Annotated in this window: 18 protein-coding genes, 2 tRNA genes and 2 rRNA genes; 16 read left to right on the top strand and 6 right to left on the bottom strand. The window is 57.5% G+C overall.

Annotation, left to right across the window (positions count from 1 at the left end):
* Positions 1 to 142: 142 nt before the first annotated feature.
* From C4J83_RS00610 to C4J83_RS00580, 6 genes are all read right to left on the bottom strand, one after another.
* Positions 143 to 3,034: ribosomal RNA gene (locus C4J83_RS00610) — 23S ribosomal RNA — on the bottom strand.
* Positions 3,035 to 3,285: 251 nt separating this feature from the next.
* Positions 3,286 to 3,361, bottom strand: a tRNA-Ala gene (locus C4J83_RS00605).
* A gap of 30 nt (positions 3,362 to 3,391) precedes the next feature.
* Positions 3,392 to 3,468 (bottom strand) — tRNA-Ile (locus C4J83_RS00600).
* Positions 3,469 to 3,550: 82 nt separating this feature from the next.
* Positions 3,551 to 5,087 (bottom strand): 16S ribosomal RNA (locus tag C4J83_RS00595).
* Together the 16S and 23S rRNA genes with 2 tRNA genes alongside form the textbook arrangement of a ribosomal RNA operon.
* A gap of 629 nt (positions 5,088 to 5,716) precedes the next feature.
* Positions 5,717 to 6,937: a CaiB/BaiF CoA transferase family protein gene (locus C4J83_RS00585; protein ID WP_124416110.1), complete on the bottom strand. Its 1,221-nt coding sequence runs from the start codon at positions 6,935 to 6,937 to the stop codon at positions 5,717 to 5,719.
* A 12-nt stretch (positions 6,938 to 6,949) separates the two neighbouring features.
* Positions 6,950 to 8,131, bottom strand: a complete 1,182-nt coding sequence (locus tag C4J83_RS00580; protein WP_053253703.1) for an acyl-CoA dehydrogenase — start codon at positions 8,129 to 8,131, stop codon at positions 6,950 to 6,952.
* A 157-nt stretch (positions 8,132 to 8,288) separates the two neighbouring features.
* On the opposite strand from C4J83_RS00580, the gene C4J83_RS00575 reads away from it, so the two are divergent.
* The 16 genes from C4J83_RS00575 (at position 8,289) to C4J83_RS00500 (ending at position 25,208) form a co-directional block, all read left to right on the top strand.
* Positions 8,289 to 9,188 carry a LysR family transcriptional regulator gene (locus C4J83_RS00575; protein ID WP_124416109.1) on the top strand — a complete coding sequence of 300 codons (900 nt, stop codon included), beginning with the start codon at positions 8,289 to 8,291 and terminating at the stop codon, positions 9,186 to 9,188.
* Positions 9,189 to 9,640: 452 nt separating this feature from the next.
* Positions 9,641 to 10,762 carry a Re/Si-specific NAD(P)(+) transhydrogenase subunit alpha gene (locus tag C4J83_RS00570; RefSeq protein WP_119741360.1) on the top strand — a complete coding sequence of 374 codons (1,122 nt, stop codon included), beginning with the start codon at positions 9,641 to 9,643 and terminating at the stop codon, positions 10,760 to 10,762.
* Positions 10,763 to 10,777: 15 nt separating this feature from the next.
* Complete coding sequence (locus tag C4J83_RS00565) at positions 10,778 to 11,098, top strand: NAD(P) transhydrogenase subunit alpha part 2 (RefSeq protein ID WP_003187417.1); 321 nt, start codon at positions 10,778 to 10,780, stop codon at positions 11,096 to 11,098.
* Positions 11,098 to 12,534, top strand: coding sequence for an NAD(P)(+) transhydrogenase (Re/Si-specific) subunit beta (locus C4J83_RS00560; protein WP_119741358.1), 1,437 nt, complete (start codon positions 11,098 to 11,100; stop codon positions 12,532 to 12,534). The genes C4J83_RS00565 and C4J83_RS00560 overlap by 1 nt, the downstream gene beginning before the upstream one ends.
* A gap of 179 nt (positions 12,535 to 12,713) precedes the next feature.
* Complete coding sequence (scpC, locus tag C4J83_RS00555; protein WP_124416108.1) at positions 12,714 to 14,207, top strand: succinyl-CoA:acetate CoA-transferase ScpC; 1,494 nt, start codon at positions 12,714 to 12,716, stop codon at positions 14,205 to 14,207.
* A gap of 318 nt (positions 14,208 to 14,525) precedes the next feature.
* The gene (locus C4J83_RS00550; protein ID WP_003214752.1) at positions 14,526 to 14,741 is read left to right on the top strand and encodes a DUF1127 domain-containing protein; all 216 of its coding nucleotides are present in this window, start codon (positions 14,526 to 14,528) and stop codon (positions 14,739 to 14,741) included.
* Positions 14,742 to 15,003: 262 nt separating this feature from the next.
* Positions 15,004 to 15,183: a DUF1127 domain-containing protein gene (locus C4J83_RS00545; RefSeq protein ID WP_124416107.1), complete on the top strand. Its 180-nt coding sequence runs from the start codon at positions 15,004 to 15,006 to the stop codon at positions 15,181 to 15,183.
* A 159-nt stretch (positions 15,184 to 15,342) separates the two neighbouring features.
* Positions 15,343 to 15,663: a DUF2388 domain-containing protein gene (locus C4J83_RS00540; protein WP_119741352.1), complete on the top strand. Its 321-nt coding sequence runs from the start codon at positions 15,343 to 15,345 to the stop codon at positions 15,661 to 15,663.
* Between the two features lie 105 nt (positions 15,664 to 15,768).
* The gene (locus C4J83_RS00535) at positions 15,769 to 16,077 is read left to right on the top strand and encodes a DUF2388 domain-containing protein (RefSeq protein WP_119741350.1); all 309 of its coding nucleotides are present in this window, start codon (positions 15,769 to 15,771) and stop codon (positions 16,075 to 16,077) included.
* 26 nt (positions 16,078 to 16,103) lie between these two features.
* Complete coding sequence (locus C4J83_RS00530; protein ID WP_106576059.1) at positions 16,104 to 16,424, top strand: DUF2388 domain-containing protein; 321 nt, start codon at positions 16,104 to 16,106, stop codon at positions 16,422 to 16,424.
* Positions 16,421 to 18,382 carry a DUF7844 domain-containing protein gene (locus C4J83_RS00525; protein WP_106576058.1) on the top strand — a complete coding sequence of 654 codons (1,962 nt, stop codon included), beginning with the start codon at positions 16,421 to 16,423 and terminating at the stop codon, positions 18,380 to 18,382. Before C4J83_RS00530 ends, C4J83_RS00525 begins: the two co-directional genes overlap by 4 nt.
* A gap of 274 nt (positions 18,383 to 18,656) precedes the next feature.
* Complete coding sequence (locus tag C4J83_RS00520; protein ID WP_106576057.1) at positions 18,657 to 19,964, top strand: CitMHS family transporter; 1,308 nt, start codon at positions 18,657 to 18,659, stop codon at positions 19,962 to 19,964.
* Between the two features lie 65 nt (positions 19,965 to 20,029).
* On the top strand, positions 20,030 to 20,797 hold the full coding sequence (locus C4J83_RS00515) for a TerC family protein (protein ID WP_106576056.1): 768 nt from the start codon (positions 20,030 to 20,032) through the stop codon (positions 20,795 to 20,797).
* 210 nt (positions 20,798 to 21,007) lie between these two features.
* A complete protein-coding gene (locus tag C4J83_RS00510; RefSeq protein ID WP_106576055.1) occupies positions 21,008 to 22,666 on the top strand; it encodes a Na/Pi cotransporter family protein in 1,659 nt (552 codons plus the stop codon).
* Between the two features lie 57 nt (positions 22,667 to 22,723).
* Entirely contained in the window at positions 22,724 to 24,106 is a 1,383-nt protein-coding gene (locus C4J83_RS00505) for a M16 family metallopeptidase (RefSeq protein WP_106576054.1), read from the top strand.
* A 70-nt stretch (positions 24,107 to 24,176) separates the two neighbouring features.
* On the top strand, positions 24,177 to 25,208 hold the full coding sequence (locus tag C4J83_RS00500) for a DUF5924 family protein (protein ID WP_106576053.1): 1,032 nt from the start codon (positions 24,177 to 24,179) through the stop codon (positions 25,206 to 25,208).
* The last annotated feature ends 49 nt before the right edge of the window (positions 25,209 to 25,257 follow it).

Genomic DNA, 25,257 nt, shown 5'->3' with positions numbered 1-25,257 from the left:
GTGGCCTCGCTTCAGCAAATTGGGTATGTGACAGCTTTCGGTGTTTTGTGAGATTCGAACTTTCGGTTCATTTCGTCTTCACACACCGCAATCTGGTCTCTTTGCTTTTCAGCGCAGAGCATGCAAATTGCTTGGGTGTTATATGGTCAAGCCTCACGGGCAATTAGTATTGGTTAGCTCAACGCCTCACAGCGCTTACACACCCAACCTATCAACGTCGTAGTCTTCGACGGCCCTTCAGGGAACTCAAGGTTCCAGTGAGATCTCATCTTGAGGCTAGTTTCCCGCTTAGATGCTTTCAGCGGTTATCTATTCCGAACATAGCTACCCGGCAATGCCACTGGCGTGACAACCGGAACACCAGAGGTTCGTCCACTCCGGTCCTCTCGTACTAGGAGCAGCCCCTCTCAAATCTCAAACGTCCACGGCAGATAGGGACCGAACTGTCTCACGACGTTCTAAACCCAGCTCGCGTACCACTTTAAATGGCGAACAGCCATACCCTTGGGACCGGCTTCAGCCCCAGGATGTGATGAGCCGACATCGAGGTGCCAAACACCGCCGTCGATATGAACTCTTGGGCGGTATCAGCCTGTTATCCCCGGAGTACCTTTTATCCGTTGAGCGATGGCCCTTCCATACAGAACCACCGGATCACTAAGACCTACTTTCGTACCTGCTCGACGTGTCTGTCTCGCAGTCAAGCGCGCTTTTGCCTTTATACTCTACGACCGATTTCCGACCGGTCTGAGCGCACCTTCGTACTCCTCCGTTACTCTTTAGGAGGAGACCGCCCCAGTCAAACTACCCACCATACACTGTCCTCGATCCGGATAACGGACCTGAGTTAGAACCTCAAAGTTGCCAGGGTGGTATTTCAAGGTTGGCTCCACGCAGACTGGCGTCCACGCTTCAAAGCCTCCCACCTATCCTACACAAGCAAATTCAAAGTCCAGTGCAAAGCTATAGTAAAGGTTCACGGGGTCTTTCCGTCTAGCCGCGGATACACTGCATCTTCACAGCGATTTCAATTTCACTGAGTCTCGGGTGGAGACAGCGCCGCCATCGTTACGCCATTCGTGCAGGTCGGAACTTACCCGACAAGGAATTTCGCTACCTTAGGACCGTTATAGTTACGGCCGCCGTTTACCGGGGCTTCGATCAAGAGCTTCGCGTTAGCTAACCCCATCAATTAACCTTCCGGCACCGGGCAGGCGTCACACCCTATACGTCCACTTTCGTGTTTGCAGAGTGCTGTGTTTTTAATAAACAGTCGCAGCGGCCTGGTATCTTCGACCGGCATGAGCTTACGGAGCAAGTCCTTCACCCTCACCGGCGCACCTTCTCCCGAAGTTACGGTGCCATTTTGCCTAGTTCCTTCACCCGAGTTCTCTCAAGCGCCTTGGTATTCTCTACCCAACCACCTGTGTCGGTTTGGGGTACGGTTCCTGGTTACCTGAAGCTTAGAAGCTTTTCTTGGAAGCATGGCATCAACCACTTCGTTAACTAAAAGTTAACTCGTCATCAGCTCTCGGCCTTAGAATCCCGGATTTACCTAAGATTCCAGCCTACCACCTTAAACTTGGACAACCAACGCCAAGCTGGCCTAGCCTTCTCCGTCCCTCCATCGCAATAACCAGAAGTACAGGAATATTAACCTGTTTTCCATCGACTACGCTTTTCAGCCTCGCCTTAGGGACCGACTAACCCTGCGTCGATTAACGTTGCGCAGGAAACCTTGGTCTTTCGGCGTGGGTGTTTTTCACACCCATTGTCGTTACTCATGTCAGCATTCGCACTTCTGATACCTCCAGCAAGCTTCTCAACTCACCTTCACAGGCTTACAGAACGCTCCTCTACCGCATCACTTACGTGATACCCGTAGCTTCGGTGTATGGTTTGAGCCCCGTTACATCTTCCGCGCAGGCCGACTCGACTAGTGAGCTATTACGCTTTCTTTAAAGGGTGGCTGCTTCTAAGCCAACCTCCTAGCTGTCTAAGCCTTCCCACATCGTTTCCCACTTAACCATAACTTTGGGACCTTAGCTGACGGTCTGGGTTGTTTCCCTTTTCACGACGGACGTTAGCACCCGCCGTGTGTCTCCCATGCTCGGCACTTGTAGGTATTCGGAGTTTGCATCGGTTTGGTAAGTCGGGATGACCCCCTAGCCGAAACAGTGCTCTACCCCCTACAGTGATACATGAGGCGCTACCTAAATAGCTTTCGAGGAGAACCAGCTATCTCCGAGCTTGATTAGCCTTTCACTCCGATCCACAGGTCATCCGCTAACTTTTCAACGGTAGTCGGTTCGGTCCTCCAGTTAGTGTTACCCAACCTTCAACCTGCCCATGGATAGATCGCCCGGTTTCGGGTCTATTCCCAGCGACTAGACGCCCTATTAAGACTCGCTTTCGCTACGCCTCCCCTATTCGGTTAAGCTCGCCACTGAAAATAAGTCGCTGACCCATTATACAAAAGGTACGCAGTCACAGAACAAAGTCTGCTCCCACTGCTTGTACGCATACGGTTTCAGGATCTATTTCACTCCCCTCTCCGGGGTTCTTTTCGCCTTTCCCTCACGGTACTAGTTCACTATCGGTCAGTCAGTAGTATTTAGCCTTGGAGGATGGTCCCCCCATATTCAGACAAAGTTTCTCGTGCTCCGTCCTACTCGATTTCATGACTAAGAGATTTTCGCGTACAGGGCTATCACCCACTATGGCCGCACTTTCCAGAGCGTTCCGCTAATCTCAAAGCCACTTAAGGGCTAGTCCCCGTTCGCTCGCCACTACTAAGGGAATCTCGGTTGATTTCTTTTCCTCAGGGTACTTAGATGTTTCAGTTCCCCTGGTTCGCCCCTTACACCTATGTATTCAGTGTAAGGTAACCATCTTATGATGGCTGGGTTCCCCCATTCAGACATCTCCGGATCAAAGTCTGTTTGCCGACTCCCCGAAGCTTTTCGCAGGCTACCACGTCTTTCATCGCCTCTGACTGCCAAGGCATCCACCGTATGCGCTTCTTCACTTGACCATATAACCCCAAGCAATCTGGTTATACTGTGAAGACAACATTCGCCGAAAATTCGATAATACTCAATTACGAGTAACTCACAAATTTTACCTTAGCCTGATCCGTTACCAGTGAAAGTAACGTTCAGTCTATCTTTCTATCACATACCCAAATTTTTAAAGAACGATCTAATCAAAGACTAGAAATCAACATTCACCATCACCTTGATGGAATGCTCATTTCTAAGCTTTCATAACTTTCAGAAGCAGTAGTGGTGGAGCCAAACGGGATCGAACCGTTGACCTCCTGCGTGCAAGGCAGGCGCTCTCCCAGCTGAGCTATGGCCCCGTATTTCTACAGGCGTTTCCCACACAAAATTGGTGGGTCTGGGCAGATTCGAACTGCCGACCTCACCCTTATCAGGGGTGCGCTCTAACCAACTGAGCTACAGACCCAATTTCGGGCTGCTTCTTATCGTCTTCTTCAATGAATCAAGCAATTCGTGTGGGAACTTATGGAGCAGCTGATGTCGTCGATTAAGGAGGTGATCCAGCCGCAGGTTCCCCTACGGCTACCTTGTTACGACTTCACCCCAGTCATGAATCACACCGTGGTAACCGTCCTCCCGAAGGTTAGACTAGCTACTTCTGGTGCAACCCACTCCCATGGTGTGACGGGCGGTGTGTACAAGGCCCGGGAACGTATTCACCGCGACATTCTGATTCGCGATTACTAGCGATTCCGACTTCACGCAGTCGAGTTGCAGACTGCGATCCGGACTACGATCGGTTTTGTGGGATTAGCTCCACCTCGCGGCTTGGCAACCCTCTGTACCGACCATTGTAGCACGTGTGTAGCCCAGGCCGTAAGGGCCATGATGACTTGACGTCATCCCCACCTTCCTCCGGTTTGTCACCGGCAGTCTCCTTAGAGTGCCCACCATTACGTGCTGGTAACTAAGGACAAGGGTTGCGCTCGTTACGGGACTTAACCCAACATCTCACGACACGAGCTGACGACAGCCATGCAGCACCTGTCTCAATGTTCCCGAAGGCACCAATCTATCTCTAGAAAGTTCATTGGATGTCAAGGCCTGGTAAGGTTCTTCGCGTTGCTTCGAATTAAACCACATGCTCCACCGCTTGTGCGGGCCCCCGTCAATTCATTTGAGTTTTAACCTTGCGGCCGTACTCCCCAGGCGGTCAACTTAATGCGTTAGCTGCGCCACTAAAAGCTCAAGGCTTCCAACGGCTAGTTGACATCGTTTACGGCGTGGACTACCAGGGTATCTAATCCTGTTTGCTCCCCACGCTTTCGCACCTCAGTGTCAGTATTAGTCCAGGTGGTCGCCTTCGCCACTGGTGTTCCTTCCTATATCTACGCATTTCACCGCTACACAGGAAATTCCACCACCCTCTACCATACTCTAGTCAGTCAGTTTTGAATGCAGTTCCCAGGTTGAGCCCGGGGATTTCACATCCAACTTAACAAACCACCTACGCGCGCTTTACGCCCAGTAATTCCGATTAACGCTTGCACCCTCTGTATTACCGCGGCTGCTGGCACAGAGTTAGCCGGTGCTTATTCTGTCGGTAACGTCAAAACACTAACGTATTAGGTTAATGCCCTTCCTCCCAACTTAAAGTGCTTTACAATCCGAAGACCTTCTTCACACACGCGGCATGGCTGGATCAGGCTTTCGCCCATTGTCCAATATTCCCCACTGCTGCCTCCCGTAGGAGTCTGGACCGTGTCTCAGTTCCAGTGTGACTGATCATCCTCTCAGACCAGTTACGGATCGTCGCCTTGGTGAGCCATTACCTCACCAACTAGCTAATCCGACCTAGGCTCATCTGATAGCGCAAGGCCCGAAGGTCCCCTGCTTTCTCCCGTAGGACGTATGCGGTATTAGCGTCCGTTTCCGAACGTTATCCCCCACTACCAGGCAGATTCCTAGGCATTACTCACCCGTCCGCCGCTCTCAAGAGAAGCAAGCTTCTCTCTACCGCTCGACTTGCATGTGTTAGGCCTGCCGCCAGCGTTCAATCTGAGCCATGATCAAACTCTTCAGTTCAAACATCTTTGGGTTTTTAAGAAACCCTAAACTTGGCTCAGCAATCGTTGGTTACATCTTTGATTTCTCGCGGAGTAACTTGTGATGCTGATAATCTTGTTGACTATCAGTCTGACTCCACAAGCACCCACACGAATTGCTTGATTCAGTTGTTAAAGAGCGGTTGGTTAAGATCTTTCGTCTCAACCGAGGCGCGCATTCTACAGCAGCCTCATTTGCTGTCAAGTGATTATTTTCAGAAGTTTTCGAAGATTTCTTCAACAACTTCAACCACTTGCGCTTCCGATCTCTCGTTAGCGGGAGGCGAATTCTACAGCGTTACACGCTGCTGTCAACACCTCTTTTTCTCCGCTTTCGACCGAGAAGATCGAAACGTTAATAGAGCCAAACAACACTGCTCTACCAACTCCTTCTGGACTTCGATGAACTGAAGCAACTCGCTGTCGAATTCTGCGTAACTCTTTGTTTACCAAGGAGTTTTCCGTTTCGACTGCGCCGGAAGTGGGGCGAATTATAGACTTCCAGAATCTGCCGTCAACCCTTAATTTTGCTTTTCTATCAATTAGTTAGGATTGATTAAAAAACGACCGATATGGAACTCTTCACACACTCTATATAGAGGGAACCGCTCATATAACCCCCGCTTCCTTTAAAGCAGCCACACTCGCCGGCCCCAGCCCAAGCACTCCTTGCAGCACCTGAACCGTGTGCTCCCCCAATAGAGGAGGCGCGCTACGATACTCAACCGGCGTCTTGGACAGCCTGATCGGGCTCGCTACCTGAGGTACCATCCCCGCCAACGCGTGCGGCAATGCCACCGCCAGCCCCCGCGCCTTGACCTGTGGGTCGGCGAACACCTGTGCCAAGTCATTGATAGGCCCGCAAGGCACACCCACTCGCTCCAGCTGCGATACCCACTCAGCCGTGGTCTTGAAGACCGTAGCCTGGCGAATCAACGGAATCAGCTCCGCGCGATTAGCCACCCGCAGCTTATTAGTAGCAAAGCGCGGATCCTCTGCCCATTGAGGCTGACCCGCCACTTCAGCGAACTTGCGAAACTGCCCGTCGTTACCCACCGTGAGGATGAAGTCACCATCAGCCGTGGGGAAATCCTGATAAGGCACGATATTGGGATGAGCATTGCCCAAACGCTTTGGTGAAATACCTGTCGTCAGGTAATTCATCGCCTGGTTAGCCAGGCATGCCACCTGCACATCCAGCAACGCCATATCAATGTGCTGGCCGCCACCATCATGATCGCGATGGGCCAGCGCTGCGAGAATGGCCACCGTCGAGTAGAGCCCGGTCAGGATGTCGGTCAACGCCACGCCCACCTTCACAGGCCCGGCCCCTTCGTCACCCTCTGGCCGACCGGTCAGGCTCATCAGGCCACCCAGCCCCTGGATCATGAAGTCATAACCCGCGCGCGTCGCATAAGGCCCCGTCTGACCAAAGCCTGTGATCGAGCAATAGATCAACTCGGGATTGATCTCCTTCAGCGATTCATAGTCCAGCCCATATGCCGCCAGACCACCCACCTTGAAGTTCTCGATCAGGATGTCGGACTTGGCCGCCAGGTCACGCACCAGCTTCTGCCCCTCCGGTCGCGTGAAGTCGATAGTCACCGACTCCTTGTTACGGTTGGCCGACAAGTAATACGCCGCTTCACTGGTGTTCTCGCCAAATGCATCCTTGAGAAAGGGCGGCCCCCATGCACGCGTGTCGTCGCCATTACCAGGCCGCTCGACCTTGATCACTTCAGCCCCAAGGTCCGCAAGGATCTGCCCGGACCAGGGGCCCGCCAGCACTCGCGATAAGTCCAGTACCCGCAGATGTGAAAGCGCGCCCATACCGTGCTCCTATTAATAGAACGCCTGAAGACCGGTTTGCGCACGCCCAAGAATCAAGGCGTGCACGTCATGCGTTCCCTCATAGGTGTTGACCACCTCCAGGTTGACCAAATGGCGCGCCACCCCGAACTCATCGGAAATACCGTTGCCGCCCAACATGTCACGCGCCATACGGGCGATATCCAGGGACTTGCCGCACGAGTTGCGCTTCATGATCGACGTGATCTCAACCGCCGCCGTTCCCTCATCCTTCATGCGACCCAGACGCAGGCACCCTTGCAGCGCCAACGTGATCTCGGTCTGCATATCGGCCAGCTTCTTCTGGATCAGTTGGGTTGCCGCCAATGGACGCCCGAACTGATGACGATCCAGGGTGTACTGGCGAGCGGTATGCCAGCAGAACTCGGCAGCACCCAGCGCGCCCCAGGAGATGCCGTAACGCGCCGAGTTAAGGCAGGTGAAAGGCCCTTTCAAACCACGCACATCCGGGAAAATGTTTTCTTCCGGCACAAATACGTTATCCATGACAATTTCACCGGTAATGGAAGCCCGCAAGCCGACCTTGCCGTGAATCGCTGGAGCGCTCAGACCCTTCCAGCCCTTCTCAAGGACAAAACCACGGATATCCCCGGCATCGTCCTTGCCCCATACCACAAACACATCGGCGATCGGGCTATTGGTGATCCACATCTTGGCGCCAGTCAGGCTATAGCCGCCGTCTACCTTGCGCGCCCGCGTAATCATCGCGCCCGGATCAGAACCATGGTTAGGCTCCGTCAGGCCAAAGCAGCCGATCCATTCCCCGGATGCCAACTTCGGCAGGTACTTCTGCTTCTGCGCCTCGGTACCGAATTCGTTGATCGGCACCATGACCAATGACGACTGCACACTCATCATCGAGCGATAGCCGGAGTCGACACGCTCGACCTCACGGGCGATCAGTCCATAACTGACGTAATTCAAGCCACTGCCACCGTACTGCTCAGGGATCATCGCGCCGAGCAGGCCGGTTTCGCCCATCTCGCGAAAGATCGCCGGGTCAGTCTTTTCATGGCGGAAGGCTTCGAGCACACGCGGCGCCAACTTGTCCTGGGCGAATTGCTCAGCACTGTCACGCACCATGCGCTCTTCTTCGGTGAGCTGTTGATCCAGCAGCAGCGGATCGATCCAGTTGAAGCTTGCCTTACCAGCCATGAATAAGCCCTCGCGGAAAAAATCAGAAGTCGTGGATGCAGCCTAGGCTGGGCTGACGCAGAGGGCAAACGAGGTTTCTGCATAGGGTTGTGCTAATTTCTCACTCCGAAACGACTGAGAAGGGCGCAGACGCGCTTTATAAGTGAGTACTCCGTACATGCGCAGAAAAATTCCCAGTACGACGGCCCTGGTCAGCTTTGAGGCTGCGGCCCGCCACGAGAGCTTTACCAGGGCGGCGCACGAGCTTTCCATCACTCAAGGCGCCATCTGTCGACAGATCGCCAGCCTTGAAGAGTTTTTGAGTGTCGAGCTATTTCGGCGCTCGAGGCGCGGGGTAAAACTGACGGAAGCGGGCCTGTCCTATAGCCGGCGTGTCGCCATGCAACTGGACGCCGTAGAGCGCGACACCTTGTCCGTAATGGGACAGCAGGGCGCCAACGTCATTGAACTGGCCGTAGTGCCGACCTTCGGCACGCAATGGCTGATCCCTCGACTGAAAGATTTTCAACGACAGCACCCAGAGGTGACCGTCAATCTCACCAACCGGACGCGCCCCTTTCTATTTGCCGATACCGAATTTGACGCTGCGATCTACTTCGGCGATGCAGACTGGTCCGGCACCGAGTCCCACCGCCTGATGGGGGAAAATCCGCTGCCGGTGTGCAGCCCGCGCTTGCTGGGTGACCGTGACCACTTCAGCCCTCAACAGATCGCGCAATTGCCGCTACTGCAGCAAACCACTCGGCCATACGCCTGGCGCCAGTGGTTCAGCGCGCAACAACTGAACATACCCCGTGACATGACAGGCCCACGTTACGAGCTATTCTCGATGTTGTCTCAGGCCGCCATGCATGACATGGGCATTGCGCTGATTCCGCCATTCCTTATCCAGCGCGAGCTTGAGGAGAAGCAATTAGTGATCGCAAGCACCGAGGCTCTCAGCAGCTCGAAGGCGTACTACCTGATGATTCCCGAAAGAAAAGTCGAATCCGCCTCACTGCACGCCTTCAGAGACTGGTTAATTGATCAATCACAGCGCTATAACCCCAATGTTTAAAGGCCTGATGCCGCTTGCTGACCCTGTAGTCAAGAAATTCTAAATCCTACAGATGTACGGATATGTCGCATTTACACAGACTGTACCTGCCAGCCAGAAATCCGGCGCGAAGCTATGATCTACATGGCTTGCAGCGTCGATGAGCAGCCAATGCCCGCCCATTCACCGCGACAATTGTAAAAAGTCTAAAAACAGCCTGAACCCCTCTAAACACCTGTATTTAAAGCGGTTATTAAAGGGCATTGCGACAATCAGTCACAGGGTGACTTGTAGTTAATTTTTCGTCACCCGTCATAATCCCTTGATGGCCGTAAAGTTCGCCTGCAAAATGCCGCGCCCCGCTGTCATTTCGGCGGGATCGTGCTGATCGGCCGCCCCAGTTGCGCCACTCGCGGTGCACTGGCCTTTTTACAAAAAGATCAAAAGCAAAAAGATCATGCAGGAGATTTGACGTGCACATTGGTGTTCCTCTCGAAACCCAGACCGGTGAAACGCGGGTGGCTGCCACCCCGGAAACCATCAAGAAGCTGATCGGCCAGGGCCATAAGGTCACGGTTCAAAGCGGTGCAGGCATTAAAGCCAGTGTCGTGGACAGTGCCTATGAAACGGCAGGCGCAACCATTGGCAGTGCCGAGGATGCGTTGGGTGCAGAGCTGATTCTCAAGGTGGTTGCCCCCAGCGACAGCGAACTGGCGCTGATCAAAAGCGGCACCGTGTTGGTGGGCATGCTCAACCCGTTCAGCAACGAAACCATCGCCAAACTCGCCGAGCGCGGCATTACGGCCTTCGCCCTTGAAGCTGCACCGCGCACCTCGCGGGCCCAGAGTCTTGACGTGCTGTCATCGCAAGCGAACATCGCCGGCTATAAAGCGGTATTGCTGGCAGCCCATCACTACCCACGCTTCATGCCAATGCTGATGACTGCCGCCGGCACCGTCAAAGCCGCGCGCGTGCTGATCCTCGGCGCTGGCGTTGCAGGCTTGCAGGCGATTGCCACGGCCAAACGCCTGGGCGCAGTGATCGAAGCGTCCGACGTGCGCCCGGCAGTAAAAGAGCAGATCGAATCCCTGGGTGCCAAGTTTGTCGACGTGCCCTACGAAACCGATGAAGAACGCGAATGCGCCGTCGGCGTCGGCGGTTATGCGCGCCCCATGCCTTCCAGCTGGATGCAGCGCCAGGCCCTGGCCGTGCACGAACGCGCCAAGCAAGCCGACATTGTTATCACCACCGCGCTGATCCCGGGCCGCAAGGCACCGACCCTGTTGAGTGCTGAAACCGTCGCACAAATGAAACCCGGCTCCGTGGTCATCGACCTCGCCGCAGCTCAGGGCGGTAACTGCCCGCTGACAGTCGCCGATCAGGTGATCGTGGAAAACGGCGTGACCATCTGCGGCCCGACCAACCTGGCCGGCGCAGTCGCTGCTGATGCGTCTGCTCTGTATGCACGCAACCTGCTGGACTTCCTGAAGCTGGTCTTCACCAAGGAAGGGCAGTTTGAAATCAACCTCGAAGACGACATCGTCGCCGCGTGCCTGATGTGCCGCGACGGCCAAGTCATCCGTAAAAACGCCTAAGCAGGGATTCAGACGATGGAAGAGCTTATCTCCCCCGGTATCTACAACCTGATCATCTTTGTGCTGGCGATTTACGTCGGTTACCACGTGGTTTGGAACGTCACCCCCGCGTTGCACACGCCATTGATGGCCGTGACCAACGCGATCTCGGCGATTGTGATCGTCGGCGCCATGCTGGCGGCGGCCCTTACGGTGACACCCCTGGGCAAGACCATGGGCACTCTGGCCGTGGCTCTGGCGGCGGTCAACGTGTTCGGCGGCTTCCTGGTAACGCGCAGGATGCTCGAGATGTTCAAGAAAAAAGCCCCGAAAGTAAAAGAAGAGGCGCCGAAGTAATGAGCATGAATCTTGTAACGACGCTCTACCTGATCGCGTCGATCTGCTTTATCCAGGCCCTTAAAGGCTTGTCACACCCCACCACGTCGCGACGCGGCAACCTGTTTGGCATGCTCGGCATGGCGCTGGCGGTGCTGACCACCGTGGGCCTCATCTATAAGCTGGGCGCAGAGTTGGCTACCGCAGGCATTGGTTACGTCATTGTCGGCCTATTGATCGGCGGCACCGCCGGTTCAATCATGGCCAAGCGCGTAGAAATGACCAAGATGCCCGAGCTGGTGGCCTTCATGCACAGCATGATCGGCCTGGCCGCAGTGTTTATCGCCATCGCCGCCGTGGTCGAGCCGCAATCCCTGGGCATCGTCAAACACTTGGGCGACTCGATCCCTGCCGGTAACCGCCTGGAACTGTTCCTCGGCGCAGCCATCGGTGCCATCACCTTCTCCGGTTCGGTGATCGCGTTCGGCAAGCTGTCGGGCAAGTACAAGTTCCGCCTGTTCCAGGGCGCACCGGTACAGTTCGGCGGCCAGCACAAGCTGAACCTGGTGCTGGGCCTTGCAACCCTGGGTCTGGGCCTGGCGTTCATGTTCACTGGCAACCTCAGCGCCTTCGCATTGATGCTGGCCCTGGCGTTTGTGCTTGGGGTGCTGATCATCATCCCGATTGGCGGCGCCGACATGCCGGTCGTCGTGTCGATGCTCAACAGCTACTCCGGCTGGGCGGCGGCGGGTATCGGCTTCTCGCTGAACAACTCGATGCTGATCATCGCCGGCTCGCTGGTAGGCTCCAGCGGCGCGATCCTGTCGTACATCATGTGCAAGGCGATGAACCGCTCGTTCTTCAATGTACTGCTCGGCGGCTTCGGCAACACAGCCGATGCGGCGGGTCCTGCGGGTTCGAAAGAAGCGCGCCCGGTCAAATCCGGCTCTGCCGACGACGCGACTTTCCTGCTGACCAACGCCGACACCGTGATCATCGTGCCGGGCTATGGCTTGGCGGTGGCACGTGCGCAACATGCGCTTAAAGAGCTGACCGAGAAGCTGACCCACCGCGGCGTGACCGTGAAGTATGCGATCCACCCGGTGGCGGGCCGTATGCCTGGCCATATGAACGTGCTGCTGGCCGAGGCCGAAGTGCCTTATGACCAGGTGTTCGAAATGGAAGACATCAACTCCGAGTTCGGTCAGGCCGACGTGGTACTGGTGCTGGGCGCGAACGACGTGGTCAACCCGGCCGCCAAGAACGACCCTAACTCGCCGATTGCCGGCATGCCGATCCTTGAGGCGTTCAAGGCCAAGACCATCATCGTCAACAAGCGCTCGATGGCCAGCGGCTACGCGGGCCTGGATAACGAGTTGTTCTACCTGGACAAAACCATGATGGTCTTCGGTGATGCCAAGAAGGTCATCGAAGACATGGTCAAAGCCGTCGAATAACACTGCGCCAGCGCAATACCCGAAACCCTGGCCTGCAGTAGGCTGGGGTTTTTTATTGCTGGATTAAACCCGACCAAAGGCTCTAAATCGCCGCCTGGCATTCGACCATGGTAGCGGGCCGAATTTTTTTGAAATCACTACACTGCCCACCTTGCTTCCGTAGCCTGAGATAACAATTCATGTACCGTGATCGTATCCGCTTGCCTTCGTTGTTGAACAAGGTCATGAGCGCGGCAGACGCCGCCGCACTGATCGAGGACGGCATGACCGTCGGCATGAGCGGCTTCACCCGAGCCGGTGAAGCCAAGGCCGTCCCTCACGCCCTGGCCGAACGCGCCAAGACTTCGCCGCTGAAAATCACCCTGATGACCGGCGCCAGCCTGGGCAATGACCTGGACAAGCAACTGACCGAAGCCGGCGTGCTGTCCCGACGCATGCCATTTCAGGTCGACAGCACCCTGCGCAAGGCGATCAACGCCGGCGAGGTGATGTTTATCGATCAGCATTTGTCGGAAACCGTCGAGCAACTGCGCAACAACCAGCTCAAGCTGCCGGATATTGCCGTGATCGAAGCCGTCGCGATCACCGAGCAAGGCCATATCGTGCCGACCACCTCCGTGGGCAACTCGGCCAGCTTTGCGATTTTCGCCAAGCACGTGATCGTTGAGATCAACCTGGCGCACAACCCGAACCTGGAAGGGTTGCACGACATTTATATTCCAACCTACCGGCCGACGCGCACGCCAATCCCGCTGGTCAAGGTCGACGACCGCATCGGCAGCACCGCGATTCCGATCCCGCCGGAAAAGATTGTCGCCATCGTAATCACCAACCAGCCTGATTCCGCGTCCACCGTGACGCCGCCGGACGCCGATACCCAAGGCATCGCCAATCACCTGATCAATTTTCTCAAACAGGAAGTGGACGCCGGTCGCATGACCAACAAGCTCGGCCCGCTGCAGGCCGGGATTGGCAACATTGCCAACGCAGTGATGTGCGGTTTGATCGAATCGCCGTTTGAAGACCTGACGATGTATTCGGAAGTCCTGCAGGATTCGACTTTCGACCTGATCGATGCGGGCAAGCTGAGCTTCGCTTCGGGCAGCTCGATTACCTTGTCGCAACGGCGCAACGCCGACGTGTTCGGCAACCTGGAGCACTACAAGGACAAGCTGGTGCTGCGCCCACAGGAAATCTCCAACCACCCTGAGGTGGTGCGTCGCCTGGGCATTATCGGCATCAATACCGCGCTGGAATTCGACATCTACGGCAACGTCAATTCCACCCATGTATGTGGCACGCGGATGATGAACGGTATTGGCGGCTCCGGGGACTTCGCGCGCAATGCGCACCTGGCAATCTTCGTTACCAAGTCGATCGCCAAGGGCGGCGCCATCTCCAGCGTCGTGCCGATGGTCAGCCATGTGGACCACACTGAGCATGATGTCGACATCCTGGTCACCGAAATTGGCCTTGCCGACTTGCGCGGCCTAGCGCCACGGGAACGGGCCCGGGTGATCATCGACAACTGTGTGCATCCGGCGTACCACGATGCGCTGAACAGCTACTTCAATGCTGCCTGTGCTATCGGCGGGCATACCCCGCATATCCTGCGCGAGGCACTGAGCTGGCACATTAACCTGGAGGAAACCGGGCATATGCTCAAGGCGTGATTGATACAGATTTGAGCTGATGCACACACAGTTGCATCAGCTCGAACGCACCCGCATCAATTCTGCAAAAAACTGTACTGCTGTACCGGTCATTTCCCACCGAATATTCCTACATGCATCACCTAAATCGCCTATTTCGCACTGTTTCAGTGCGGACAGGTACAGTTGCCCCATTTCCGTACAGTACAGCGGGTATAAACAGTTAACTGGCCCTTCACAATACAGGTGAACTGTATCTACAGAGTCTTGCGCCGGAGGAGGATCATTGGCATCAGTTAAACCACTACCTAATCCCGCCACAAGCGGAAGGATGTCATCATGGAACGTACACTCAGTTCCGATCTGTTCTTCGAAGAAAAAGCTGTAAACACCCAGGCTTCCCTGCCTTTGCGCGTTCTCGCCAACCTGATGTTGTGGCAGCGCCGCATCTCCAGCCGCCATCAACTGGCTCGTCTGGATTCGCGTCTGCTGGCTGACGCCGGTATCAGCGAAGCTCAACGCTACGAAGAGCTGAGCAAGCCGTTCTGGCGCTAATTGGCGCCCGCTGGCCCTGACCCACCGGGTCCACTGCCAGCACCCTGATTTGTCAAAGCAAAGCCCGCCCCGGGTAACCGGAGGCGGGCTTTGCTGTTTCTGGATTTCGGTTCTTGCATCGCTAAACAGATGAGCTGTTTCGCGACCAGTACAGTTTAAAAAATACTACAGTTAAGCAGTACAATTTAGACCTGGTGTATCTGTATTGGTATCAAAGTCGCGTCCAACATGGAGTTTCAATACCTCATGAAAGGCCATCCCCATGCGCGCCTCGTCGAGTAAACGACTGCTTATTCGTACCGCCAGTGCCCTGGCTCGATGGGCTAAACAGGCCTATGAGCGCCAACAACTGGCCCAACTCAGCGCTCGGGAGGTGTCCGACGCAGGCATCAGCCAGGGCGACCGGATCGCCGAGCTGTCCAAACCGTTCTGGCGCGACTAAACCGCTGTGAGGCTTTCCGAATAGATAAACGGCAGCTTAAGATCGCGTCATCACGTGGCGAACCTTGTAGAACCGACGTCTGATGCTCAATTGCAACAACGTCGGTTTCACAGTGGCCGCTTTGCGCCGCTTTATTTGTTCATCTACAGGAGTCATTCCATGTCCCGTCTTCGCCTGCTGAGTGCTGCAGCCCTGTTGGCCGTGGCTGCCAATGCCAACGCAAGCAGCCTTATCGTGACCACCGATTCGATCGTCGGCGCGCTGAAAGCCACCTCCGATGCCAGCTCGGATGCCACCTCCTCCCTGCGTGACAACAAGGTCGTCCAGGCCGCTCGCGATGACGCCGCCAGCTTCGTTGCCAGCGAAGGCGCCATCCGTGGCGTGAAGCTGGAAAGCGCCCTGGCCCAGATCCGCCAACAAGCCCCGCAACTGAGTGCCGCGAGTGACACGCAGCTCGCCCAAGCGATCCTGGCTATCTGACGCAGATCGACATAAAAGCGCGCCAGCTGCTACCTCATGTGTCAGCGCTGGCTCTCGCCCGGGCGTTGCGCTAGCCTTGGCGCTCGCTTTCAGTTGTCGAGTCTCATGGTTTTTTCATACCGCCTGTTGATCGTTCCCGTATTATTTTCCATCTGCTGGTCACCCTTGGCTTCGGCCTTTGATGTGTCCACCCAGAGCACCGTCATCAGTGCCTACGCCACCAGCAAGGTGACGTCAGCGCCCTTTGACAGAAAGTTGGTAATGGCCGCCCAGGATGACGCTGCCGCTTTTATCGCCACTGACGGCCAATGGCGGGGCGCTCGTCTGGAATCCGCGCTGGATTATCTGCGCCGCACCCAGCCAAAACTTCATGCAAGCGACCTTGAACTGGCGCAAGCAATTCTCGTCCAATAATCATCTTTGTATTTTGGAGTTATTCCATGCGTAGCCCGCTGATCGCCGCCGCTCTCGGCCTGCTGTTGTTGGCCGATGTCGCCCACGCGCAAACCTTGAAGGCCACCAGTAACATCGTCGTGCGTGCCTCGGCCCGCACCATTGACTTCACCTCGGACACCACCACGTCCATACGCGACTCCAAAGTCGTACGCGAAGCCCACGACGACGCCGCCAGTTTCGTCGCCACCAATGGCGAGATCCGTGGCGCGCAATTGGAAGCCGCCTTTGACACCCTGCGAACCCGCGTGCCGCAAGCTCGCGATGCCAGTGACCAGACGCTCGCCGAAGCCATCCTCGCTCTGTGAGGCGCCTGGTCGCCTGGCTATTGGCCGGGACTGTGCTGCTCTGTGCAGGCGCAGCCCAGGCCAGCCTGCAACTGCGGCTCAAGACCGATGGCTTGAGCCCGGCCGAACAGCAGGCCAGCCAGGCATTGCTTGATGAAGCGATGCGCGCCTTGCCGCCGCGCTTTGTCGAGCAACTGGACCGACGCATCGATGTCGGCTGGACCGACAAAATGCCTGAAAATGCCTATGGTCAGGCCTCACTGGTGTCCGAGCTTGATCTGAATCAGAACCTGCTCGCCAGCCTGACCGACGGCAGCGCCGCCACCCAAAAAACCAATCGCCCACACGGCACTGTGCGCCGCGAAATGCTCGCCACCGTGCTGCATGAGCTGACCCACATCTATGACCGTGCGCGCCTGTGGTCCAAAGACGACCGCGCGCTCATCCAGCGGTGTAGCCGCCAAAACAACATCACCGGCCTGATCGGCCTGCCCGATCAATGCCGTGGCCAGAATGATCGGCGCTTTACCTTGAGTGACGACCCGCGCCTGCTGGACCTCGCTGGCTGGCCGCAATACGTGGGCCGTCGCGGCGAGCGTGAACAACACAACCATCAGGTTGCCCGTAGCCCGGACATCTACGAAACCACCAGTCCGCTGGAGTTCGTGGCGGTCAACATGGAGTACTTCCTGCTCGACCCGAGCTACGCCTGCCGTCGCCCCGCGCTGTTTCGCTACTACAAGGAACACTTCGGCTGGGCGCCGCCCGAGCAAGACACCTGCGCCAAAACCTACGCCTTCCTGAATGCAGGCAACGATTTCGCCAAGACGCCACTGGGCCAGATCGATCCGGAGCGCGTGTACGAAATCGACTACCTGCTGGCCGAAGCCAATCAGAACCTGGTCAGCCGCTGGGGCCACAGCATGTTGCGCCTGGTGATCTGCGCGCCCGGTCGCCCGCGCGGCCCGGATTGCCGCCTGGACCTGGACCAACACCTGGTCCTGTCCTACCGCGCCTTTGTCGGTGACGTACAGCTGTCGAGCTGGGATGGCCTGGTGGGCAAATACCCGTCACGCCTGTTCGTGCTGCCCCTGGCCCAAGTCATCGACGAATACACCAAGACCGAACTGCGCGGGCTGGCATCCGTACCGCTGAAACTCACCCGCCAAGAGATCAACGACACCGTCGAGCATGCCGCCGAAATGCATTGGAGCTACGACGGCAACTACTTCTTCATCTCCAACAACTGCGCGGTCGAAAGCCTCAAACTCCTGCGCAGTGGCAGCGCCAACCCACAGCTGACCGGGCTGGACAACATTACCCCCAACGGCCTGCTGGAAGTGCTCAGTGCACGCGGCCTGGCCGACACCAGCGTCCTCAAGGACAAACGCGAGGCACTGCGCCTGGGTTATCACTTCGACTCGTTCCGCGAGCGTTACCAGGCGATGTTCGATGTCCTGCGCAAACACTTGCCGATCAAGCAGACCGAGGTCGAAGACTGGCTGTCCCTCAGCGCAGAAGAACGCCGCCAATGGTTTAGCCAGGCCGACCTGCGCACCAGCGCCGCACTGTTGCTGCTGGAACAGGCGAGCTATCGCAAACAGCTGATGCTGGCCCAGGACGAAGTCAAACAACGCTACCTCGGTGCTCGCGAGCTGAAAAACGGCGGCATGGAAAAAGCCAACAACACCCTGCAACAGATCCTCGCCAACAGCGGCTTCCTCAGCCGCCCGGCGGAGCTACTGGGCAGCAGTGGCTACGGCCTGCCACAACCGTCGGAATCCAAACGCCTGGAGTCGGAGAGCGCCGAGCGCCAGAAGCAGCTGCAATCTTTGACCGGCGATCTGGATAAAGAGGTGAGGGTGCTGCTCGAACCTTCCCGCGCCGCCGAAATTGCCGCGTGTGAAGCCAATCTCAAACAGGTGGGCGAGCACCTGAGGGCGCTGCACAAAGCGGCGGGGGGCCTGGAGCTTCCATAATTCGCCCCACACAAGCTGACTCGCCCTACAGAAGAACCAGAAAAACCTCTCATCATCTGATTACACAGCGAAAGCTGGCTGAAAGCTTCCACGTCTAGGATCGCCACCACTGTCGGCAACAGACCGGCTGTTAACAACAACAATGGTGATTCCCGATGTCCGCTCGTCCTTGCCTTTTCGCTCCAACTCCACCCGTACGCCACGTGCCTTTCGTACTGCGCTGACCCCAAACCGGTTCGCCATTCCCTAGCCGCGCTACGCCTGGAGTATTCCTATGCTGACTTTCCTTGGCTTTGCCATGGTCATCACGTTCATGTTCCTGATCATGACCAAGCGCCTTTCCGCGCTGATTGCCTTGATCATCGTGCCCATCCTGTTCGCCCTGTTTGGTGGCTTTGCACCCGAGATCGGGCCGATGATGCTTGCGGGCATCACCAAGCTTGCGCCGACCGGCGTGATGCTGATGTTCGCCATTCTGTACTTTGCCCTGATGATCGACTCCGGGCTGTTCGACCCGGCCGTGCGCAAGATCCTCAAGATGGTCAAGGGCGACCCGCTGAAAGTGTCGGTCGGTACCGCCGTGCTGGCACTGGTGGTGTCTCTCGACGGTGACGGCGCTACCACCTACATGATCTGCGTCGCCGCCATGCTGCCGTTGTACCAACGCATCGGCATGAGCCCGCGGATCATGGCCGGCCTGATCATCCTCGCCGGTGGCGTAATGAACATGACGCCATGGGGCGGCCCGACCGCCCGCGCCGCCAGTGCGCTGCACGTAGACCCCTCGGATATTTTCGTACCGATGATCCCGGCCATGGCCGCCGGCGTCGTGGCCATCCTGGCGATTGCTTATATGTACGGTAAACGCGAACGAGCGCGCCTGGGCGAACTGCACCTGCAGGGTGACGAGATCGACCACAGCGAGATCAGCGTGTCGCAGTTCCCGGATGCTCGTCGCCCGAAGCTGATCTGGTTCAACGGCGCCCTGACCTTTGCCCTGATGTGCACCCTGATCGCCGGCTTGTTGCCGCTGCCAGTGCTGTTCATGGTGGCGTTCAGCATCGCGATGATCGTCAACTACCCGTGCCTGCAACAGCAGAAAGACCGCGTCGCTGCCCACGCAGGCAGCGTACTGGCGGTGGTGGGGCTGATCTTCGCTGCCGGTATTTTCACCGGCATCCTGTCGGGCACCGGCATGGTCGACGCCATGTCCAAAAGCCTGCTGGCGGTCATTCCTGAAGCCATGGGCCCTTACCTGGCGGTGATCACCGCGCTGGTGAGCATGCCGTTTACTTTCTTCATGTCCAACGATGCGTTTTACTACGGCGTACTGCCGGTACTCGCCGAAGCCGCCAGCCACTATGGCATCACTGCCGTGGAAATGGCCCGCGCGTCTATCGTCGGCCAGCCCGTGCATCTGCTCAGCCCGCTGGTCCCTTCGACCTACCTGCTGGTAGCCCTGGCCGGTATCGAATTTGGCGATCACCAACGCTTTACCCTCAAGTGGGCAGTGCTGGTATGCCTGTGCATAATGTTCGCCGCTTTGCTGATGGGGATTTTTCCGCTGTTCAGCACTCTATAATCGTACCCACTCACCCGCGCGGCGCTGCAGCTTGCGCGGTTTAACATTTGCTCAAAGGAATACACATGGAATGGCTGACCAATCCGGAAATCTGGATTGCCTTCTTCACCCTGACGGCCCTCGAGATCGTCCTGGGCATCGATAACATCATCATGATTTCGATCCTGGTCAGCCGCATGCCCAAGCATATGCAGGCACGCACCCGGATCTTCGGCCTGGCCCTGGCCATGGTCACGCGAATCCTGCTGCTGCTGTCGATCACCTGGGTCATGCAACTGACCGCCGACCTGTTCGTGGTCTTCGGCCAAGGCATTTCCGGCCGCGACCTGATCCTGTTCTTCGGTGGCCTGTTCCTGCTGTGGAAAAGCTCCCAGGAGATGTACCACGCACTGGAAGGCGAAGACGAAACCCACGACGAGCCGAAAGGCGCCGGCGGAAAGTTCATCTACACCATCATTCAGATCGCCATCATCGACATCGTGTTCTCGCTGGACTCGGTGATCACTGCGGTTGGCATGGTTTCTCACGTGCCGGTGATGGTGGCAGCGATCGTGGTGGCCGTTCTGGTGATGATGCTGGCTGCTGGCACCATCAGCGAATTCATCGACAAGCACCCGTCGCTGAAGATGCTCGCGCTGTCGTTCCTGCTGGTAGTGGGTACGGTGCTGATTGCCGAATCCTTCGACGTGCACGTGCCAAAAGGCTACGTCTACTTCGCCATGGCGTTCTCGCTGGCGGTGGAAGCGATCAATATCAAGATGCGCACCGCCATCGCGAAAAAGAAGAAACAGCAGGATCCAGTGAAACTGCGCAAGGACATTCCGGGTCAATAACACCGACCCGCTGCTGAAAAGGGGCTTTCGAGCCCCTTTTTTTCATCTGCAAAAAACTGATTTCATGACAGTTTTATTTCAAACACGACTTTAGCTATGCGATGCTGGCGCGCAGCCCATTCGCCAACTACAGCTTAAGTACAAGACGTAGAGCGGCACGCGGCAATTCTTATTTGCTCTTTTTGAGCTAACCCACACGGGGGGCCGAGCATGCTGACCTTGCTCAATCTGCTTTCCGCCGTGACCCTGCTTATCTGGGGCACGCATATCGTCCGTACCGGCATCTTGCGGGTCTACGGCTCCAACTTGCGCCAAGTCATCGGGCAGAATATGTCCAAGCGCTGGCTGGCGTTTGTCGCCGGTATCCTGGTGACGGCCATGGTGCAAAGCAGTAACGCCACGGCAATGCTGGTGACATCTTTTGTCGGGCAGGGCCTGATGGGGCTCACGCCTGCCTTGGCGACCATGCTCGGTGCCGACGTCGGTACAGCGTTGATGGCGCGCGTGCTGACCTTTGACCTGTCCTGGCTGTCGCCGCTGCTGATTTTTCTCGGGGTGATTTTCTTCCTGTCGCGTAAACAGACGCGAGCAGGGCAGATGGGCCGCGTCGGCATCGGCCTGGGCCTGATCATCCTGGCACTGCAACTGATTGTCGAAGCCGCCGGGCCCATCACCCATGCCCAAGGCGTCAAAGTGCTGTTTGCCTCGCTGACCGGCGACATCCTGCTGGATGCCCTGGTCGGTGCATTGTTCGCGATGATTTCCTACTCCAGCCTGGCTGCCGTACTGCTCACGGCAACCCTCGCCGGGGCGGGCGTGATCGGCCTGCACGTGGCCATCGGCCTGGTGATCGGCGCCAACATCGGCAGTGGCGTGCTGGCGTTTCTCAGTACCAGCATGCAAAACGCGGCCGGTCGGCAAGTGGCACTGGGCAGCCTGCTGTACAAACTGATCGGCTTGCTGCTGATCATCCCGGTGCTCGACCCGCTCGTGGGCTGGATGGACGGCCTGGACTACAGCGCCCAAGGCATGGTCATTACCTTCCACCTGCTCTACAACGTCAGCCGCTGCCTCATCCTGCTGCCGACGATCGGCCCAATGGCGCGCTTGTGCGCCTGGTTGCTGCCGGAACAAGCCGAGACCAACGGCAAAGCCAAACCGCGCCACCTCGACCTTGCCGCACTCGACACCCCAAGCCTGGCATTGGCCAACGCCGCGCGCGAAACCCTGCGCCTGGGCGACCTGATCGACAACATGCTCACCGCAATGCTCGAAGTGTTGCGCGGCAAGCAAACCGCCATCACTCAGGAAATGCGCAGCCTCAGTGACGACGTTGAAGCCCTGTACAGCGCGATCAAGCTTTACCTGGCGCAAATGCCGCGTGAAGACCTCAGCGAACAGGACAGCCGTCGTTGGGCCGAGATCATCGAACTGTCGATCAACCTGAAACTGGCTGGCGACCTGATCGAGCGCATGCTGCGCAAAGTCCAGCAGCAGAAAACCTCACAACGTCGGCAGTTCTCCGAAGTAGGCCTGGAAGAGCTGGCCGGCCTGCATACCCAGCTGATTGCCAACCTGCGTCTGGGCCTGTCGGTGTTCCTCAGTGCCGACCCGGAAAGCGCCCGCCAACTGCTGCGCGAGAAGCGCCGCTTCCGCGCTCAGGAACGCCGCTTGGCTCACGCCCACGTCAGCCGTCTGCAACGCAAGATCGTACAGAGCCTGGAAACCAGTTCCCTGCACCTGGAGCTGATTGCCGACATGAAACGCCTCAACTCGCTGTTCTGCAGCAGCGCCTACGTCGTGCTCGAAACGTCCGACACCGGCGCACTCTCGGCCGAAGATATCGCCGACATCACCCATTCACCCTGAACGTACGACGGTGAGTGAAGTCAGTTAACAGTGGACCTCACTCGCCAGGAAGCTGTTATGCGTCGCCTGTTATTCGCCTGCCTGCTCATGGGCTCGGCACATACCTTTGCCTTTGACCGCCTGCAAGTCGAGGGCTACACCTTGCCCAACGGCCTGCAATTGCTGCTCAAACCGGGCACCGAGCGCGGGCACGTGGCTATCCGCCTGGTGGTAGGCGTAGGCCTGGATGACTTCCCTTGTGAAGAAAAAGAGCTGCCGCACCTGCTCGAACACGTGTTGTTCAGTGGCATCGATGGCGGCGGCGAAGGCGACCTCGAAGAACGCATGCAGGCCTTGGGCGGCGACTGGAACGCCTACACCAGCAACGCCGACACCACTTTCGTGATTGAAGCGCCCGCGCAAAACCAGCGCAAAGTGCTGGATTTGCTGTTGGCCATCATCACTCGCACAGAACTGACCGACGCCAACATCACTGCGGCCAAGCGCGTGGTCGAACGCGAAGACGGCGGGCATTACTCGCACCTGCAACGCCTGCTCGACCGCCAGGACCTTGGCCACACCGCCAGCAACCAATTGGCCGTCGAGCTAGGGCTCAAGTGCGCTGAACGCGCCGAGGTCGACCACTTGACCCGCGATCAATTGCAAGCGCTGCGCAAAAACTGGTACGCGCCCAACAACATGACCCTGATCATCGTGGGCGACCTCGACAAACTGCTGCCGGCCTACCTGGAACGCACCTACGGCCAACTTGATCCGATCGAGCCGAGCGAGCACTTGCCACTTCCGGAAATCCAGCACGCCGCCGCCAGCCATCGCGACCTGATCCACGGCTGGATCGGTGACAGCGCCAAACTGCACTGGCTGTTTCCGGAACCGGTACTGGACGACCAGCATGATGAAACCTACGACCTGCTCAAGGACTACCTCGACTGGGCGCTGTACCGTCAACTGCGCCTCAAGCACGGTTTGTCCTACGGCCCCTGGAGCGAGCGTGAAGTGCTCGGCGGCGTCGGTTTCCTGAGCCTGAATGCCGACCTTGAGCGCGAAAACCTGCCGCAAGCCGAACAGGTGCTGCAAGCGCTCAAGGCGCAACTGCTCAAGGACGGCCTCGACGCGGCCACCTTCGCCCGCCTGCAGCAAGCTGCCATCGCGCGCCAGGCGTGGGCCGTGCAGGGCAACAGTGCGTTGGCCGATTACTACTGGAGTGCATCCGGCGACTACGCCGACGGCCACTTCAGCGACCCGGTCAAACGCATCAAGGCGGTCAACCTGAAGCAGGCCAACCAGGCCATGCGCCAACTGTTTGACCAGGCGGGTTACTGGCGTATCGAAAAACCGCTGCTGAGCTACGACAGCCTGACCTGGATCGGCGCGGGTGTGCTCGGGTTGATCGCCATTGTGTTGGGCGGCCTGCGGCTTTATCGCAAACGGATCGCGTAATGAGGCACCGAACACAGGGCTAAGACGCTATTCTGTCTGGGTTTTTTCCTACACACATTGTGGATCGCTCATGCCAAAGCTGCCGCCCCTTATCCAGCGCATTCTCGTCCTGATCAAGCGCTACCCTGGGGTCATCGCACTCGGTGGGTTTATCTCGGGTGTGTGCAGTTTCATGCTGGTGGATCGCCAACAGGGCATGGCCAGCTGGATCGCCGTGATCATGCTGGTGAGCTGGCTGTGGCTGATGCTGGAAAACAGCTTCACCCAGCTGTTCGCCAAGGTCTTCAAACGCGAAATCCCCGAACCCCTGCTGCGCTACGCCACCCAGATGATCCACCAGGAAAGTCTGTTTTTTGTGCTGCCCTTCTTTTTCGTCACCACCACCTGGAACAGCGGCCAGTCGGTTTTCACCGGCCTGCTCGGCGCGGCGGCATTGGTGTCGATCACCGACCCGCTGTACTACAAATGGCTGGCGCCGAAACGCTCGCTGTTCCTGGCGCTGCACACACTGACCTTGTTCGCCGCGCTGCTCACCGCGCTGCCGATCATCCTGCACCTGACCACCGCCGAAAGTTACAAATTGGCGCTGGGTGTGGCCATGGCGCTGTCGATCCCGAGCCTGGCGGTCAGCTTGCCGCTGCGCAGCTTCAAAGGTTGGGCGATGCTGCTGGGGGTGACGGCCGCCATCGGCTGCGCCGGCTGGTTCCTGCGCACGTGGGTACCGCCGGCCACGCTGTGGATGACCGAAGTGGCGATCAGCACCCAACTGCAGGACCGGACGCCCGGAGATGACCTCAAGGAAGTCACCGCCGCCCAACTGCGCAGTGGCGGGCTGTACGCCTACACCGCGATCAACGCGCCGCGCGGGCTGGATGAGCGGATTTACCATGTGTGGAAATTCAACGGCAAAGAGGTCGACCGCATTGCCCTGGATATTCACGGCGGGCGCGACGAAGGCTACCGCGCCTGGACGCACAAGCAGAACTTCCCCGCCGATGCGGTAGGCCGCTGGCAAGTGCGGGTGCTGACGGAGGACGGACAGGTCATTGGCGTGCTGCGCTTCAAAGTCACTGACACAGCACAAACGGACACGCCAAAGTAGGCCGTATCGTGCTATTACGTAGGAATTCTGGATAGCCAAACAAGCTCGG

The organism is Pseudomonas sp. LBUM920 (genome assembly GCF_003852315.1).
In the GTDB taxonomy this organism is placed as follows: Bacteria; Pseudomonadota; Gammaproteobacteria; order Pseudomonadales; family Pseudomonadaceae; genus Aquipseudomonas.
The sequence above is the reverse complement of the archived record's forward strand: the minus strand, read 5'-3'. Positions and strand labels throughout refer to the sequence as shown.